General features: G+C 65.4%; 16 protein-coding genes. 11 read left to right on the top strand and 5 right to left on the bottom strand.

Going from position 1 to position 15,600, the window contains the following annotated elements; genetic code table 11:
- Nucleotides 1–11: 11 nt before the first annotated feature.
- The 4 genes from QX124_RS06255 to QX124_RS06240 all read right to left on the bottom strand — a co-directional run bounded on the left by QX124_RS06255 (nucleotide 12) and on the right by QX124_RS06240 (nucleotide 3,612).
- The gene (locus tag QX124_RS06255) at nucleotides 12–1,067 is read right to left on the bottom strand and encodes a hypothetical protein (protein ID WP_315796667.1); all 1,056 of its coding nucleotides are present in this window, start codon (nucleotides 1,065–1,067) and stop codon (nucleotides 12–14) included.
- 423 nt (nucleotides 1,068–1,490) lie between these two features.
- On the bottom strand, nucleotides 1,491–1,745 hold the full coding sequence (locus QX124_RS06250) for a DUF3297 family protein (protein WP_315718031.1): 255 nt from the start codon (nucleotides 1,743–1,745) through the stop codon (nucleotides 1,491–1,493).
- Nucleotides 1,742–2,218: a glutathione peroxidase gene (locus QX124_RS06245; protein WP_315725519.1), complete on the bottom strand. Its 477-nt coding sequence runs from the start codon at nucleotides 2,216–2,218 to the stop codon at nucleotides 1,742–1,744. The genes QX124_RS06250 and QX124_RS06245 overlap by 4 nt, the downstream gene beginning before the upstream one ends.
- On the bottom strand, nucleotides 2,218–3,612 hold the full coding sequence (locus tag QX124_RS06240) for an amidase family protein (RefSeq protein ID WP_315796666.1): 1,395 nt from the start codon (nucleotides 3,610–3,612) through the stop codon (nucleotides 2,218–2,220). Before QX124_RS06240 ends, QX124_RS06245 begins: the two co-directional genes overlap by 1 nt.
- Before the next feature lie 244 nt (nucleotides 3,613–3,856).
- Between QX124_RS06240 and QX124_RS06235 the strand changes: the two genes are divergently transcribed.
- Together QX124_RS06235 and QX124_RS06230 are read left to right on the top strand one after the other, a co-directional pair.
- Entirely contained in the window at nucleotides 3,857–4,960 is a 1,104-nt protein-coding gene (locus QX124_RS06235; protein ID WP_315796665.1) for a lactonase family protein, read from the top strand.
- An 80-nt stretch (nucleotides 4,961–5,040) separates the two neighbouring features.
- Complete coding sequence (locus QX124_RS06230) at nucleotides 5,041–5,475, top strand: group III truncated hemoglobin (protein WP_315796914.1); 435 nt, start codon at nucleotides 5,041–5,043, stop codon at nucleotides 5,473–5,475.
- 54 nt (nucleotides 5,476–5,529) lie between these two features.
- Here QX124_RS06230 and QX124_RS06225 read toward each other — a convergent pair whose 3' ends face one another.
- Entirely contained in the window at nucleotides 5,530–5,787 is a 258-nt protein-coding gene (locus QX124_RS06225) for a DUF6894 family protein (protein ID WP_315718026.1), read from the bottom strand.
- Between the two features lie 305 nt (nucleotides 5,788–6,092).
- On the opposite strand from QX124_RS06225, the gene pqqA reads away from it, so the two are divergent.
- The 9 genes from pqqA to QX124_RS06180 all read left to right on the top strand — a co-directional run bounded on the left by pqqA (nucleotide 6,093) and on the right by QX124_RS06180 (nucleotide 15,588).
- A complete protein-coding gene (pqqA, locus tag QX124_RS06220; RefSeq protein ID WP_012029362.1) occupies nucleotides 6,093–6,173 on the top strand; it encodes a pyrroloquinoline quinone precursor peptide PqqA in 81 nt (26 codons plus the stop codon).
- A 215-nt stretch (nucleotides 6,174–6,388) separates the two neighbouring features.
- Complete coding sequence (pqqB, locus tag QX124_RS06215) at nucleotides 6,389–7,318, top strand: pyrroloquinoline quinone biosynthesis protein PqqB (RefSeq protein ID WP_315796664.1); 930 nt, start codon at nucleotides 6,389–6,391, stop codon at nucleotides 7,316–7,318.
- A 20-nt stretch (nucleotides 7,319–7,338) separates the two neighbouring features.
- The gene (pqqC, locus tag QX124_RS06210; RefSeq protein ID WP_409997672.1) at nucleotides 7,339–8,094 is read left to right on the top strand and encodes a pyrroloquinoline-quinone synthase PqqC; all 756 of its coding nucleotides are present in this window, start codon (nucleotides 7,339–7,341) and stop codon (nucleotides 8,092–8,094) included.
- Nucleotides 8,095–8,300: 206 nt separating this feature from the next.
- Complete coding sequence (gene pqqD, locus QX124_RS06205; RefSeq protein ID WP_315738637.1) at nucleotides 8,301–8,609, top strand: pyrroloquinoline quinone biosynthesis peptide chaperone PqqD; 309 nt, start codon at nucleotides 8,301–8,303, stop codon at nucleotides 8,607–8,609.
- A complete protein-coding gene (pqqE, locus tag QX124_RS06200; RefSeq protein ID WP_315796662.1) occupies nucleotides 8,606–9,802 on the top strand; it encodes a pyrroloquinoline quinone biosynthesis protein PqqE in 1,197 nt (398 codons plus the stop codon). The genes pqqD and pqqE overlap by 4 nt, the downstream gene beginning before the upstream one ends.
- Nucleotides 9,795–10,784 carry a prolyl aminopeptidase gene (pip, locus tag QX124_RS06195; RefSeq protein ID WP_315738640.1) on the top strand — a complete coding sequence of 330 codons (990 nt, stop codon included), beginning with the start codon at nucleotides 9,795–9,797 and terminating at the stop codon, nucleotides 10,782–10,784. Before pqqE ends, pip begins: the two co-directional genes overlap by 8 nt.
- 178 nt (nucleotides 10,785–10,962) lie before the next feature.
- Nucleotides 10,963–11,631 (top strand): DUF4286 family protein, encoded by a 669-nt coding sequence (locus QX124_RS06190; protein ID WP_315738641.1) that lies wholly within the window; start codon nucleotides 10,963–10,965, stop codon nucleotides 11,629–11,631.
- A gap of 337 nt (nucleotides 11,632–11,968) precedes the next feature.
- Nucleotides 11,969–13,768, top strand: coding sequence for an FAD-dependent oxidoreductase (locus tag QX124_RS06185; protein ID WP_315796661.1), 1,800 nt, complete (start codon nucleotides 11,969–11,971; stop codon nucleotides 13,766–13,768).
- Entirely contained in the window at nucleotides 13,738–15,588 is a 1,851-nt protein-coding gene (locus tag QX124_RS06180; RefSeq protein WP_315738643.1) for a 2-oxoacid:acceptor oxidoreductase subunit alpha, read from the top strand. Before QX124_RS06185 ends, QX124_RS06180 begins: the two co-directional genes overlap by 31 nt.
- Nucleotides 15,589–15,600 lie beyond the last annotated feature (12 nt).

Below are 15,600 nucleotides of genomic sequence, written 5' to 3'. Positions count from 1 at the left end.
GATTGTCTAGCCTACGCAGCAGCTCGCTGCGGCCGCAGCCGCAGCACCGCCGGCGGCAGATTGGCTGCCAGCCACTCCGCGATCACCCGTTGCTTCCGATGATACGCCAGTCCCACCGCGACCACCGCGATGCCGATCAGCGACAGCGCGAACGGGAACAGCAGCGAGTCCTTGAAGACGACGTCGGCGAGGTGGCCGAGATACATCGTGATGCCGATCGCGCCGAAGACGGCGTAGGCGCGGCGGACGATGATGACGGCGATCGCGAGCAGGCCGACGTTCAGCAGGCAGTAGATCGCCTTGCCGAGCTCGGTGGCGCCTTCGGTGGCGCTGACGCCGCCCCAGAAGGCCAGCAGGCCGAACAGATTCAGCCAGAAGCCGAAGTCGCGGCTGTGGCTGGTGTAGTCGACGGTCCAGGCGACCGCGAGAATGCCGAGGCCGAACCAGATCGAGACGATGCGGCGCATCTCCCAGTCGATGTGGCTGACGTTGAAGATCCAGGGCGTGAGGTCCATCGACATGAACCACAGCGCGACCGAGATGATCGCGACGATGAAGGGGACGCGATAGAAGCGTAGCGCGATCGCGCCGGCCGCGATGGTGGCGATCTCCATGAACAGCCAACTGCCCTTGATCCAGACGTAGAAGTCGTGGACCGTGCCGGGATTGCCGAACTTGCCCCACCAGCCGAATTCGGCCTGGACGCCGTAGACGGCGAGCGGTGCCATCGACACGGCGATGGCGATCAGCAGGCCGCCGGGAACGCGCAGGTCGCGGCGCCAGAGGTGGTCGCCGGCGAAGCCGAACGCGGCGGCGTAGGCGAGCGCGCAAGCGGTCAGCGCACGGCCGCCCATCTGCGAGAACGCCACCGTCGAGAACAGGCCCATGGCGCCGATGACGATCAGCGCGCCGGCGTACCAGAGCAGATGCGCGGCATCGAATTTGGCGTGCGCCGCGGGACCCGCCTTCGCCTGTTGCTCGAGGTAGGTCAGCAACCGCTGCAACTCGTCGGGCCCGATCGCGCCGGCCCCGGCTGCGGCGCGCAGATCTTGTTCCGAATAGGCCATCGTCATCACCCTCTGTGACCCCGCCGGAGACGGCACGCAGGGGTCCGATCGCGCAAACGCCTGGGGACGTCGCGCGTCGGGACCGGTGCCGACGGGGCGGATATGGGTGAGTGTAGCGGAATGTGAGCGACGTTCAATATAATTTTGAACGACGCTCAAATATCTACGACCAACGTTCTAAATCACCCATCGCGACGCGGGGGCTAAAGCTGCTTCGACCCCGCCCTTCTCCACACCGTCATGGCCGGGCTTGTCCCGGCCATCCATGTCGTGCGCCTGGAATGACGACGCGGATGCCCGGGACAAGCCCGGGCATGATGAGTCCTGGGTTGGCGGTTTGCCTCATCACTGAGGCCAGAGGTTGGCGGATACGACCACCAGAGGCCCGCAGCGCAGTCGCCTCAATCCTTGAAAGCAGTCGCCTCAATCCTTGAAATACGGCTCGACCGGGCCGTGGACCTTGATGGTCAGCGGGTTGCCGTGGCGGTCCTTGGCGTTCCCTGCGGCGACGCGGATCCAGCCTTCGCTGATGCAGTATTCCTCGACATTGGTCTTCTCGGCGCCCTTGAAGCGGATGCCGACGTCGCGCGACAGGATCTCCGCATTGTAATAGGGGCTCTTCGGATCGACCGACAGCCGGTCAGGAAATGGGGTCGCAGTCGTCTCGTTGTCGCTCACAGCAGTGCCTCGATCTCTTTCTTCAACGCCTCGGGCGTGGTGGTCGGCGCATGGCGCGACACCACGTGACCGGTGCGATCGACCAGGAATTTGGTGAAATTCCACTTGATCGCTGAGCCCAGCAGGCCCGTCTTCTCGCCCTTCAGGAACCGGTATAGCGGATGCGCGTCCGCACCGTTGACGTCGATCTTCGCGAACAGCGGAAAGGTGACGTCGTACTTGCCGGCGCAGAACGCGCCGATCTCCTCGGCCGTGCCGGGCTCCTGGGCGCCGAACTGGTTACAGGGAAATCCGAGCACGGCAAAGCCCCTGTCAGCATAGGCCCGGTGCAGCGCCTCGAGGCCGCGATATTGCGGCGTGAAGCCGCAGGCGCTGGCGGTGTTGACGATCAGCAGCACCTGGCCCTCGAAGCGCTTCAGCGGCACCTCCTCGCCCTTCAGCGAGGTCGCGGTGAAATCATAGATGCCGGCCATCAGCCCAGCACCGGATCGATCGGCGACGGCGGCGTGCCGCCGGCCTCGATCGCCTCGCCGGCAGCGAGGCACATGTCCTCGCGAAAGCGCTGGCCGACAAGCTGGACGCCGACCGGGACGCGGCCGACCATGCCGGTCGAGACCGTCAGGCCCGGCAGGCCGAAGAACGGAATCGCGATCTGCGTGAGCTGGGCGTGCCAGACCTGCCTGAAGGACTCCTCGTCCTTGCGGTCGAGCTGATCGGCGAACGGCAGCATGCCCGACACCGGCATCAGCAGCAGCGGATGCTGCTCCATGAACAGGAGCCATTGCCGGGTCAGCGCGGCGCGGCGCGCCAAGGTCTGCGACAGGTCGAACGGATGCACCTTGTCACTGACGCCGCGCAGGCAGGCCAGCGCGCCTGGGTCACCCTCCTTCTCGGCCGCCGCGAGCTGCGCCTCGTAGCCGTCGCCGAGCCAGAGACGGGTCTGCAGCAGCGCGGCCTCCTGCATCGGCGGCGTGTCCGCGATCTCCTCGACGGTCCAGCCGGCGGCTTCCAGCCGCCTGGCGGCATCGCGCAAGGCGGCCACGACCTCCGGCACCGGGTTCAGCCCGTCCGGGTTGACGCACAGCGTGACGCGCTTCGGCAGCGGCGGGCCCTCGAGCGGCACCGGCATCCACCAGACATCGCGGACGTCGCGCGCCGACATCGCGGCCAGCGCGATCCTGACGTCGTTGACCGTGCGGGCGAGCGGGCCGGAGACGGCGCTGATCTGCGGTCCGATCGGGCGCTCGGGGAATTGTGTATTGAAGGCCGGGATGCGGCCGACCGTCGGGCGCAGGCCGTGGATGCCGCAGGCGTAAGCGGGATAGCGGACGGAGCCGGCGATGTCGGTGCCGTGGCCGATATGGCCGATGCCCGCCGCGGTGGCCGATCCTGCGCCGCCCGAGGAGCCGCCCGGCGTGATGCCGGGGTCGCGCGGATTCTTGGTGTGGCCGTGGATGAGGTTGCTGGTGAACCAGCGATAGGACACCGCCGGGGTGTTGGTGCGGCCGAGCAGCACGGCACCGGCCTTGACCAGGTTGTTGACGACCGGATTGTGTGCCGACGCGATCGCGTCCTTCTGCAGATTGAGGCCGTTGGTGGTGGCGAAGCCGGCCTGGTCGACATTGACCTTGATGGTCACCGGCACGCCGGCGAGCGGCCCCGGGTCCTCACCGCGCGCCAGGCGGGCGTCGATGGCGTCGGCCTGTTGCAGCACGTCCTCGGGGCGATGGTCGATCACGGCGTTGATCGCGGGATTGACCGCATCGAGCCGCGCCAGCGCCGCGGTCGCGGCATCGCGGGCGGAGACCTGTTTCGACTTGATGAGGGCGGCGAGGTCGGCAGCCGGCAGGCGCCAGAGTTCGGTCATGGGGAGCTCCGTGGTGACGGATGGCTGTTCTAGCGCGCGGGCTGGATGGGAGAAAGCCGTCCAGGCGCGGCACTCCGGGATAGCCCATGCAGCAACGCGCATGGGTCTTGTCCCCCGCTCGCCGATCGGGACCGAGGGGGCGATCAATACCGATCCTGTATCGATCGATCCGGAAACAAGCTTGGTCAAGCTTCACAAACGACTTTAAGACCTCAAGCAACAACATCACGAAGGGGGAAACCACATGATCAGACCGGGCACCATCATGGCCGCTACATTCGTTCTCGCCGCTGCAGCAACGCTGGCGCCGCGCGCAGGCCACGCCGAGACCTACGCCTATGTCGGCAACGCCGACAGCAACGACATCAGCGTCTTGAAATTCGATGCTGCGACCGGCGAGATGACCCCGGTGCAGACGGCTTCCTTCGTCGGCGTCGACAAGCCGGGCTCGTCGCCCCCGCTCGCGGTCAGCCCGGACAAGCGGGTGCTGATCGCCGGTGTGCGGTCGCAGCCGTTCCAGGCGGAGAGCTTCGCGATCGATGCCAAGACCGGCCAGCTCAGCCATCTCGGCAACGGCCCGCTCGCCGACAGCATGGCCAACATCGCCTTCGACCGCACCGGCAAGGTGCTGTTCAGCGCGTCCTATGGCGGCAACAAGGTCGCGGCGAATCCGGTCCAGGCCAACGGCGTGGTCGCCGCGCCGAGCCAGGTGCTCCCGACCGGGCTGAACGCCCATGCCTTCCTGCCCTCGCCCGACAACCGCTTCGTGTTCGCAACCAATCTCGGCTCCGACCAGGTGCTCGGCTTCGCCTTCGACGCCGCCACCGGCGCGCTAACGGCCAAGGATGCGCTGACGGTGAAGACGCCGGAGAAATCCGGGCCGCGGCACTTCATCTTCCACCCGAACGGCAAGTTCATCTACCTCCTGCACGAGCTCAACGCCGATCTCGCCGTCTATGCCTATGATGCCGAGAAAGGCAGCTGGAGCGAGCAGCAGCGCACCACCGCCCTGCCCGCCGGCTTCACCGGCAAACCCTGGGCTGCCGATCTTCACGTGACGCCTGACGGCAAGTTCCTCTACGCCTCGGAACGCGGCTCGAACACGATTGCCGGCTTCAAGGTCGATACGGCCAGCGGGCGCCTGACCTTGATCGGCAGCGTGCCGACCGAGACCCAGCCGCGCGGCTTCGCCATCGATCCCGCCGGGCGCTATCTCGCCGCCGTCGGCGAGCTGTCGAACGGCATGACGGTGTATCGGATCGACGCCGCCGGCGGCGCACTGGAGAAGCTGAAATCCTACGCCGTGGGCAAGAAGCCGAACTGGGTGGAGTTCGTCAGCCTGCCGTGACCGAACGCCAGGGCCGCCGCGAGATCGTGAGTGGCGGCCCCGGCGTTTCCACCGGCGCTATCATCCCCTATATACAGCGCATGACCATGCCTGCCGCCCAGCCCGACCGCCATCCCCTCGCCGTTCAACATCCGGAACTCGACGACGCATCGATCCGCCTGCTGGTCGAGACCTTCTACGGGCGCGCACGGGAGGACGAGCTGATCGGCCCGATCTTCAACCGTGCGGTGGAGGATTGGGACCAACATATCGGCAGGATCAGCGATTTCTGGTCGTCGATGTTCCTGAAGACGGGCCGCTACAGCGGCGCGCCGATGCGGCCGCATCTGTTGCTGTCGTTGCGGGGGCCGCATTTCGACCGCTGGCTGCAACTGTTCGAGGCGACGGCGAAGGACCTGCTCGCGCCGGAACTCGCGGAGCTCTTCATCGTCCGCGCCCGCCGCATCGCCGACAGCTTCGAAATGGGCATCGCCAGCACGCGCGGCGACATCGTTCGCCCGCGCCATTCGGTCTGACCTCGGCTGCAAACATGCGAGCGTTCGAGGAGCGGCGATGCGGCCGCTCTGCGCTCAATGGCGCGTCATCGATTGCGCCGGCATGTTGAAGATCGCTTCGGAGAACGGGAACTCCAGCACGATCTCGCCGTCCTCGTCGGTGACCTCGATGACGGCCGTCATCAGCGCCGCGTTGCCGCCTTCGGTACGCAGCAGTTCCTTGATCATGTCGCGCGCGACTTCCCAGGCGCGGTCGGGACTGCGCAGCACCTCGCCGTCGGTATCGGAGACCAGTTCCTCGCCGATCCGTGTGTTGAAGAAATATCTAGGCATCATCAGCTTCCAATGGGGTCGCGCGCTTGGGTTTTGAAGTCTCGAACATCTCACGACTGCTTCATCCGGCCAGCTCAGCCCCTCAAGCTAGGGACCGAATTGTACGGCGTTGCGAAGCCATCGATCACGAATTCGTTGTTTTCGCGGCTCAATCCGACGAAAACGGCAGCAACTCGCATCTGCAACTTCGCACTGCAATAAACAGGCCTGAGAGGCTCAAACAAAAAGATTCCACTGGCGAACTTTTCGTAGCACGGTAGTTTAATGCTGAGGACGATAACCGTCCCGTCTTGAAGGAGAGGACAATGGCCTGGAAAGCACCGAAGATCGTTGAAGTGCCGGTCGGCATGGAAATCAACATGTACGCCTGCGCGGCCCGCAAATAATTCGCGGGTGTGACGTCCAGGTCTCGGCGATCAGGACGTCGACGCTTGAGGGTGGGGATCAGCGACCGCGTATGTGCCAGCCCGTACGCGGGTCGGATGTCCCACCCTCGTCACCTTCCCTGCGGGCGATCCTGGCCGGTGGTCAGCTTGCCTGTCGGTCATCCTGCCGCTGGTAATCGCGTGCGCCACCACAGCTGAATTCCAGGAGACGGCTCATGCTTCGCCTCGTCGTCCTGGGCGCCGCCGCAGGCGGTGGAGTGCCGCAGTGGAATTGCGGCTGCGCTGTGTGTCGTGCCGCGCGCACCGATCATCCCGAGATCAGCAACAGCCAGGCCTCGGTCGCGGTCAGCGCCGATGGCGCCAACTGGTTCCTGATCAACGCCTCGCCCGATCTGCGTCAGCAGGTCACCCGAACGCCGCAACTGCATCCGAAGCCCGGCGCCTTGCGCCACAGCCCGATCGCCGGCGTGATCCTGACCAATGGCGAGATCGACGCGGTCACGGGGCTGCTGTCGATGCGCGAGAGCTCGCCATTTTCGATCCATGCGCATCCCAAGGTGCTTGCGATCCTCAGATCGAACAACATCTTCGATGTGCTGAAGGACGAGACCGTCAAGCGCGTGCCGATCGTGATCGATGTGCCGTTCCGGCCGCTTTTGCAGGACGGCAGGCCCTCGGGCCTGGAGGTCACGGCCTTCGCCGTCTCGGGAACGAGCGCGTGGTATCTGCGCGACAAGCAGCATCCCGGCGGTAGCTCCTCGATCGGCGACACGCTGGGCCTGAAGATTGCCGATCTCGAAGGCGGCCAATATTGCTACGTCATCGCCGCCTGTGCCGGCGTCGACGATGATCTGAGAACGAGATTGAGAGGCGCGCCCCTGGTGCTGTTCGACGGCACGGTGTGGCGCGACGACGAGATGATCCAGGCCGGACTCGGCAACAAGACCGGGCAGAGCATGGGACATATCGCGATGTCCGGAGAAAGCGGCGCGATCAAGTCGCTGGCGGATATCGGGATCGGCAGGAAGGTCTTCCTGCACATCAACAACTCCAATCCGGCGTGGCTGCACGCCTCACACGAGCGGCAAACGTTGGAACGCGAGGGATGGGAAATCCCCGCTGAAGGGATGGAGATCGAGCTGTGAGTGAGGCGAAACTGAGTGGAATGACGGCGCTGTCGGTCGGCAAGGGCGTGACCTTGAACAGTGCCAACGAGCTGGAAGCGGCGCTGCGCCATATCGGCGCGACGCGCTATCACAACCTGCATCCGTTTCATAAGCTGCTGCATGGCGGCAAGCTGAACAAGGGCCAGGTGCAGGCCTGGGCGCTGAACCGCTACTATTACCAGTCGACGATCCCAATCAAAGACGCGATGGTGATGACGCGCTTCCGCGATCGCGCCACCCGGCTGGAATGGCGGCACCGCATCGAGGATCATGACGGCGATATCGGCAGCGAAGGCGGCATCGAGCGCTGGATCAAGCTCACGGAGGGCCTCGGCCTCGACACGGACTATGTCGAATCCACCGAGGGCATCCTGCCCGCTACCCGTTTCGCGGTCGAAGCCTATGTGCATTTCTGCCGCGACCGCACGCCGCTGGAGGCGATCGCCTCGTCGCTGACCGAGCTGTTCGCGCCGAGCATCCATGAAGAGCGTATCTCCGGGATGCTCGAGCACTACAATTTCGTCAACAACGACACGATGAGCTACTTCAAGCGGCGTCTCACCCAGGCGCCACGTGACGCCAATTTCGCGCTGCATTACGTCAAGGAGCACGCCACCACGCCGGAGCAGCGCGCCGCCGTGTGCAACGCGCTGATCTTCAAGACCAACGTGCTGTGGGTGCAGCTCGACGCGCTGTATTACGCCTATGTCGAGGGCAACATCCCGCCCGGCGCCTTCGTGCCGAAGGAGGGGTAGCCGTGTCCCGTTTGAACCACCGCTCTCGTACCGCGAACGGTGCACTCCCTCCCCCCTTGCGGGGGAGGGTTGGGGTGGGGGGTCCACACGGGAAGTCTTTGCTGGGACCCCCACCCCCGACCCCTCCCCGCAAGGGGGAGGGGAGTGGCATCGTGCTCTGCGCGGCCACCGTGCTTCTTCACGACTACACGACTTAGAGACCCGCCATGGCTCCGCGTCACATCCAAGTCACTGAGACCAGCCGCGTGGTGCTGCCGCGACACACCAAGCTGAAGTTCGACGAGACGCGCCAGGTCTGGGTGATCCTCGCCCCTGAGCGCGTGCTGGCGCCGGACGAGATCGCGGTCGAGGTGCTCAAGCTGTGCGATGGCGCGCGCGCCGTCGCCGGCATCATCGACGATCTCGCGGCGAAATATGCCGCGCCCCGCGACGTCATCGCGACCGACGTCGTCGCCATGCTGCAGGATCTCGCCGACAAGGGATTTCTCACCGAGGTTCGGGAGACGACATCATGACCGAGCTCACCGAGACGACGCCGCAGATCGACGCGAATGACGGCCTGGCCGTGCTGGAGCGGCGCGGCTCCACGGCCGAGACCTACGGCATCCCGCTCGCCGTGCTGGCCGAGCTGACGCATCGCTGTCCGCTGCAATGCCCCTATTGCTCCAACCCGCTCGAGCTCGATCGCGCCGGGCAGGAGCTGACGACGGCGGAGTGGAAGAAGGTGCTGTCGGAGCTCGCCGAGATCGGCGTGCTGCAGATCCACTTCTCCGGCGGCGAGCCGACCGCGCGCAAGGATCTGGTCGAGCTGGTGCAGCATGCCAACAACGTCGGACTCTACACCAACCTGATCACCTCGGCCGTGCTGCTGACGCGGGAGCGGCTGAAGGAGCTGGCCGATGCCGGGCTGTCCCATGTCCAGATCAGCTTCCAGGGCAGCGAGGCCGGCATCGCCGACCGCGTCGGCGGCTACAAGGGCGGCCACGTCAAGAAGCTCGAGGTCGCGCGCTGGACCCGCGAGCTCGAGCTGCCGCTGACGGTCAACGCCGTGATGCACCGGCAGAACCTGCATCAGCTGCCTGATATCATCCGGATGGCGGTCGATCTCGACGCCGACCGGCTCGAGGTCGCCAACGTGCAATATTACGGCTGGGCGCTGAAGAATCGCGCCAGCCTGATGCCGACCTACGCCCAGCTCGAAGAGACCGACCGCATCGTCGAGGACGCCCGCGAGCGGCTGAAGGGCACGCTGACCATCGACTACGTGGTGCCGGACTATTACGCGCTGCGGCCGAAGAAGTGCATGGGCGGCTGGGGCCGGCAGTTCTTCAACATCTCGCCCTCGGGCAAGATCCTGCCCTGCCACGCCGCCGAGAGCATCACCGGGCTCGACTTCATGTCTGTCCGTTCGAACCATTCGATCGCCTGGATCTGGCAGAACTCCGAGGCCTTCAACCGCTACCGCGGCACCGGCTGGATGAAGGAGCCGTGCAAATCCTGCGAGTTCCGCGAGATCGATTTCGGCGGCTGCCGCTGCCAGGCGTTCGCCCTGACCGGCGATGCGGGGAATACCGATCCGGCCTGCACGCTGTCGCCGCTGCACGAGAGCATCTTCAAGCAGGCCGAGCGTGACGCGGCCTCGGGCCAGGACCGCTTCCTCTATCGCAACTTCGCCGGCGGCACGCCGGAGAACGGCAACGATGCCTGACGCCGAAGCCGGCCGCGCCTCCGCGCACCGCAGCGATCCGTTCATCCCGCTGACGTCGGAATGGCTGGATGTCTCCGGCGGTCACCAGATCTATGTCGAGAGCAGCGGCCGCGCTGGCGGCATTCCCGCGGTTTATCTGCACGGCGGGCCGGGCTCCGGATGCCAGCCGGATCACCGCCGGCTGTTCGATCCCGAGCGCTTCCACGCCGTGCTGTTCGACCAGCGCGGCGCCGGCCGCTCGCGTCCTGCACGCAGCCGCGACAACAACACCCTGCCCGACCTGATCGCCGACATGGAGGCGATCCGCGAAAGATTCGGTTTCGAGCGCTGGATCGTCGCCGGCGGCTCCTGGGGCGCCACCTTGGCGCTGGCTTATGCGCAGGCGCACCCGACGCGCGTCACGGGGCTGGTGTTGCGCGCGACCTTTTTCGGCACCCGCGCGGAGGTGGCGACCGCCTTCGGCGAGACGCTGGCGCGCTTTCACCCGGCCCTGCACCGCGACTTTCTGGAGCTGCTGCCGGAGAACGAGCACGCCGATCCGTGCGACGCCTACTTCCGGCGCATCCTCGATCCCGATCCGGCGATCCATGGCCCTGCCGCCCGCGCCTGGCACGATACCGAGCGCGCGCTGTCGGAGGTGAAGCCCGCGCGCGCCCGGCTCGATCGCCTCGCCATCCGCTCCGGCACCGCCTTGCCGGCGACGCCGTTCATGGAGGCGCACTATTTCTCGCACGACAGCTTCATGGCGCCGGACCAGTTGCTGCGCAATGCGAACAGCCTCAGCGGGATTCCCGGAATCATCGTGCAGGGCCGCTACGACCTGCTTTGTCCGCCAGCGACCTCGGCACGGCTGGCGGAGGTGTGGCGCGACGCCGAAATCCGTGTCGTCGAAGCCGCAGGTCACAATCTTTATGACCCCGGCATCCGCGATGCGGTCATGAAAGCCATCTCCGACATGGCTAAGCGCACGACCGCGCCTTAAACATGTGATCGTCTCCCCTCATTCCTGAGGAGCCATGCGCAGCATGGCGTCTCGAAGGATGAGGCCGATCCATCCCGACCTCGTGGTTCACCAGGCAATGCGCAAGCATTGTCCGCGAGACGCGCCCGAGGGGCGCTCCTCACCATGAGGAATTGGCCGCCAAACAAGGACATCTGCAATGCCCATCGCCGGGAAAGGCATGCTGTTGACATCGATGAACATCGATGCCGCTGACGAAGCCGACTTCAACCGCTGGTATGACAGCGAGCATCTCGAAGAGCGCGTGGCCATCCCCGGCTTCATCGAGGCGCGGCGCTATGTCGCCGAGCAGGGCAGCCCGAAATATCTCTGCCTGTATTCGACCGAGACGATCGACGTGCTCGACAGCGCGCCCTATCGCGCCCGGCTGGAGTCGCCGACGGAATGGTCGAAGGCAGTGATGGCGCGGTTCAAGAACATGATCCGCAGCGTCGCGCGCATCACGATCTCGATCGGCGCCGGTCGCGGCGCGGTGCTCGGCATCATCCGCCTGCGGCCGAAGCCGGGACAGGACGGGGCGCTGCGCGACGCGCTGCAGATCGAGCTCGATCCGAGCGAGGTCAAGGGCGTCATCTCGATGCACCTGCTCGAGGGCGATGCTGATCTCTCCGGTCCGGCAGCCGGAGTTCCCGCGAGCTCGCGCGATGCCGACTGGTTCATCCTCATCGACGGCACCGACAGTCATGCCATCGCGACCTTGATGACCACGCGCTTCGCGGCCATCGACGGTCCGCTGGCGACGCAGATCTCGGCCGGCATCTACAGGCTGATGTGGGACCTGAGCCGCGCGGACATCGCCTCTGGCTGAGCGCGCATTGTTCTGCATCAATGACGCGAGCGTGCAACCGGCAGATGCAGCCGCTCGCCACAATGCCGCAACGCAACAAATTCGATGTCAGCATCACGCCCGCAATGCGGCGCCGCACGCTGTGCACGAAGGGCAGCTTTGCAAATTTGCCTTTGTGTGCGCCTTGGAATGGCTCTAGTCTGATAAGACTATTCAATTGAGCCATTCAAAAAACAGAAGGGCGACGAACAGGACCTGCTCCGGACTCCCAATCGATCCCCAGCCGATCCTGAACAAGCAGTCGTCCTCACGTCAGGAAGGCCGCGCGCTCATGGTTCGCCGCGCGGACAGGGTATGAATGAGAGCGACTGATATCTCGGCCCCCGACTACTTTCACAAAGTAGTCGATTGCCAATGGGCTTGTCCCGCACACACTCCGGTCCCCGAATACATCCGCCTGATCGCCGAGGGTCGCTACAGCGACGCCTACATGATCAATTGGAAATCGAATGTATTCCCGGGCATTCTCGGACGCACTTGCGATCGCCCTTGCGAGCCCGCCTGCCGACGTGGGCGCGTCGAGGAAAGCCCGGTCGCGATCTGCCGCCTCAAGCGCGTTGCGGCCGATTTCAAGGACGACGTCCATCAGCGCATGCCGCGCCCTGCCCCGAAGAACGGCCGGCGCATCGCGCTGGTCGGCGGCGGCCCGGCGTCGCTGACCGTGGCGCGCGATCTCGCGCCGCTCGGCTATCACTGCACCGTGTTCGACGCCGATCCCAAGCCCGGCGGCATGATGCGCTCGCAGATTCCCAAGTTCCGCCTGCCCGACAGCGTCATCGACGAGGAGACGGGCTACGTGCTCAGCCTCGGCGTCGACTACAAGGCCGGCCATCGTATCGACAGCCTCAAGAAGCTGCTGGCCGAGAACTATGATGCCGTCTTCATCGGCTCCGGCGCGCCGCGGGGCCGGGAGCTGAACATTCCAGGTCGGGAGGAAGCGGCGGCCAACATCCATCTCGGCATCGACTGGCTATCCGGCGTCTCGTTCGGCCACACCGACAAGATCGGCAAGCGCGTGATCGTGCTCGGCGGCGGCAACACCGCGATGGATTGCTGCCGCACCGCGCGCAGGCTCGGCGGCGAGGACGTCAAGGTCATCGTCCGCTCCGGCTTCGAGGAGATGAAGGCGTCTCCGTGGGAGAAGGAGGACGCGCTGCACGAGGACATTCCGATCCTCAACTATCTCGTTCCGATCGCGTTCCACCATGCCGCCGGCAAGCTGACCGGCATGACCTTCCAGAAGGTGAAGGCGGAATATGACGCCAACGGCGGACGCTCGCTGGTGCCGTCCGGCGAGCCCGACGAGACCTATCCGTGCGACGACGTGCTGGTCGCCGTCGGCCAGGAGAACGCATTCCCCTGGATCGAAGCCGATTGCGGCATCGAATTCGACAAGCGGCACATGCCCAAGGTCGATCCGACCACCTTCGTCTCGACCAATCCAAAGGTGTTCTTCGGTGGCGACGCCGCGTTCGGGCCGAAGAACATCATCTGGGCGGTCGCACAGGGCCACGAGGCCGCGCTGTCGATCCATCGCCTGCTCTCCGGCGAGGACATCACCGAGCGTCCGCTGCCCGAGGTGCACATCTCCTCGCAGAAGATGGGCATCCATGAATGGAGCTACGACAACGACATCTCCTCCGACAAGCGCTTCAAGGTGCCGCATCGTGACAAGGTCGTGGCGCTGAAGGACATCCGCACCGAGGTCGAGCTCGGCTACGACGTCAAGCTCGCGCTCGGCGAGGCGCATCGCTGCCTGAATTGCGACGTGCAGACGGTGTTCTCCGACACGCTGTGCATCGAATGCGACGCCTGCGCCGACATCTGTCCGATGGATTGCATCACCTTCACCGACAATGGCGAGGAGGCGGATCTGCGCGCGCGGCTGAAGGCGCCCTCGCTGCATCCCGACCAGAGCCTCTACGTATCCTCGGATCTGAAGACCGGGCGCGTGATGGTGAAGGACGAGGACGTCTGCCTCCATTGCGGCCTGTGCGCCGAGCGCTGTCCCACCGGTGCGTGGGACATGCAGAAATATTTCATCGAGACGACCCACGCAGGTAACGCATGTCCCAGCAAGCGCCGCTCAGCAGCGTAAACGACTTCGTCGTCCGCTTCGCCAACGTCAACGGCTCCGGCTCGGCCAGCGCCAACGAATTGTTCGCGCGCGCCGTGCTGCGCCACGGTGTGCCGGTATCCCCGCGCAACATCTTCCCGTCGAACATCCAGGGCCTGCCGACCTGGTACGAGGTGCGCGTCACCGAAGCGGGCCATCTCGGCGCCCGCGGCGGCGGCACTGATTTGATGGTGGCGATGAACCCGCAGACCTGGGACAAGGACGTCGCCGGTATCGCGCCGGGCGGCTATCTGTTCTACGATTCCACCAAGCCGATGCCGGCAACCAAGTTCCGCGACGACATCACCGTCATCGGCGTCCCGCTGACCGCGATCACCAACTCGACCTATTCGGATCCGCGCCAGCGCCAGCTGTTCAAGAACATCATCTATCTCGGCGCGCTCTCAGCGCTGCTCGACATGGATCCGAAGCTGATCGAGCAATTGATCGGCGAGCAGTACAAGGGCAAGGAGAAGCTGCTCTCCTCCAACGTCCACGCGCTGCATCTCGGCCGCGACTGGGCGCTGCAGAATTTGAAATGCCCGATCGGCCTGCGCATCAAGAAGGCCGACAAGGTCGGCGACCGCATTTTCATCGAGGGCAACAACGCCGCCGCGCTGGGCGCCGTCTATGGCGGCGCCACGGTCTGCGCCTGGTACCCGATCACGCCGTCGTCTTCGCTGGCCGAAGCGTTCAGCAACCACTGCAAGAAACTGCGGCACGATCCGGAAACCGGGCAGGCCAAATACGCGATCGTGCAGGCCGAGGACGAGCTCGCCTCGATCGGCATGGTGGTCGGCGCGTCCTGGAACGGCGCCCGCGCCTTTACCACGACATCGGGTCCCGGCGTTTCGCTGATGACCGAGTTCATCGGCCTGTCCTACTTTGCCGAGATCCCGGCCGTGATCATGAACGTGCAGCGCGCCGGCCCCTCGACCGGCATGCCGACGCGGACGCAGCAATGCGACCTGATCGCCTGCGGCTATGCCTCGCACGGCGATACCAAGCACGTGATGCTGTTCCCCGAAGATCCGGCCGAGGCGTTCGAGTTTGCCGCTGCGGCGTTCGATCTTGCCGAGCGGCTGCAGACCACGATTTTCCTGATGCTCGACCTCGACATCGGCATGAACCAGCGGCTGTGCCGGCCGCTGAAGTGGGACGATGCCAAGCAGTATGACCGCGGCAAGGTGATGACGGCGGAGATGCTCGACGAAGGCCGCGACTTCGGCCGCTATCTCGACGTCGACGGCGACGGCATTCCGTTCCGCACCTACCCCGGCACGCATCCGACGAAGGGCTCCTACTTCACCCGCGGCACGTCGCGTGACCGCTACGCGCGCTATTCCGAGGAAGGCGCCGTCTATGCCGACAACGTGCAGCGCCTGCTGCGCAAGTTCCAGACCGCGCAAGACATGGTGCCGCGGCCGCTGCAGGCCAATGCGAGCAAGCCGACCAGATATGGCGTGATCTATTTCGGCTCGACCGCGCCGGCGATGGACGAGGCGATCGGACTGCTGGAGGCGCGCGGCTGCCAGCTCGACCGCCTGCGCATCCGCGCCTTCCCGTTCCATTCGAGCGTGGCGAGCTTCATCGCCGAGCACGATTTCGTCTACGTGGTCGAGCAGAACCGCGACGCGCAGTTGCGCCAGCTGATCGTCACGGAGAACGGCATCGACCCGGTCCGCCTGGTGCCGATCCTGCATTATGACGGCACGCCGATCACGGCGCGCTTCATCGCCGATGCGATCGGCGACCACCAGGACCACATCAAGGTCACCCCACTGCGCAAGGCCGTGTCATGACGTGCTCTTCGC

This window comes from Bradyrhizobium sp. SZCCHNRI3043, from assembly GCF_032377735.1.
Taxonomy (GTDB): domain Bacteria; phylum Pseudomonadota; class Alphaproteobacteria; order Rhizobiales; family Xanthobacteraceae; genus Bradyrhizobium.
This window is presented reverse-complemented; position numbering and strand designations above follow the sequence as displayed.

Coding starts and splice junctions, on each gene's coding strand:
- QX124_RS06255 (WP_315796667.1), bottom strand. CDS start 1,067: ATGGCCTATTCGGAACAAGATCTGCGCGCCGCAGCCGGGGCCGGCGCG.
- QX124_RS06245 (WP_315725519.1), bottom strand. CDS start 2,218: ATGGCCGGCATCTATGATTTCACCGCGACCTCGCTGAAGGGCGAGGAG.
- QX124_RS06240 (WP_315796666.1), bottom strand. CDS start 3,612: ATGACCGAACTCTGGCGCCTGCCGGCTGCCGACCTCGCCGCCCTCATC.
- QX124_RS06235 (WP_315796665.1), top strand. CDS start 3,857: ATGATCAGACCGGGCACCATCATGGCCGCTACATTCGTTCTCGCCGCT.
- QX124_RS06230 (WP_315796914.1), top strand. CDS start 5,041: ATGACCATGCCTGCCGCCCAGCCCGACCGCCATCCCCTCGCCGTTCAA.
- QX124_RS06225 (WP_315718026.1), bottom strand. CDS start 5,787: ATGCCTAGATATTTCTTCAACACACGGATCGGCGAGGAACTGGTCTCC.
- pqqA (WP_012029362.1), top strand. CDS start 6,093: ATGGCCTGGAAAGCACCGAAGATCGTTGAAGTGCCGGTCGGCATGGAA.
- pqqB (WP_315796664.1), top strand. CDS start 6,389: ATGCTTCGCCTCGTCGTCCTGGGCGCCGCCGCAGGCGGTGGAGTGCCG.
- pqqC (WP_409997672.1), top strand. CDS start 7,339: ATGACGGCGCTGTCGGTCGGCAAGGGCGTGACCTTGAACAGTGCCAAC.
- pqqD (WP_315738637.1), top strand. CDS start 8,301: ATGGCTCCGCGTCACATCCAAGTCACTGAGACCAGCCGCGTGGTGCTG.
- pqqE (WP_315796662.1), top strand. CDS start 8,606: ATGACCGAGCTCACCGAGACGACGCCGCAGATCGACGCGAATGACGGC.
- pip (WP_315738640.1), top strand. CDS start 9,795: ATGCCTGACGCCGAAGCCGGCCGCGCCTCCGCGCACCGCAGCGATCCG.
- QX124_RS06190 (WP_315738641.1), top strand. CDS start 10,963: ATGCCCATCGCCGGGAAAGGCATGCTGTTGACATCGATGAACATCGAT.
- QX124_RS06185 (WP_315796661.1), top strand. CDS start 11,969: ATGAGAGCGACTGATATCTCGGCCCCCGACTACTTTCACAAAGTAGTC.
- QX124_RS06180 (WP_315738643.1), top strand. CDS start 13,738: ATGTCCCAGCAAGCGCCGCTCAGCAGCGTAAACGACTTCGTCGTCCGC.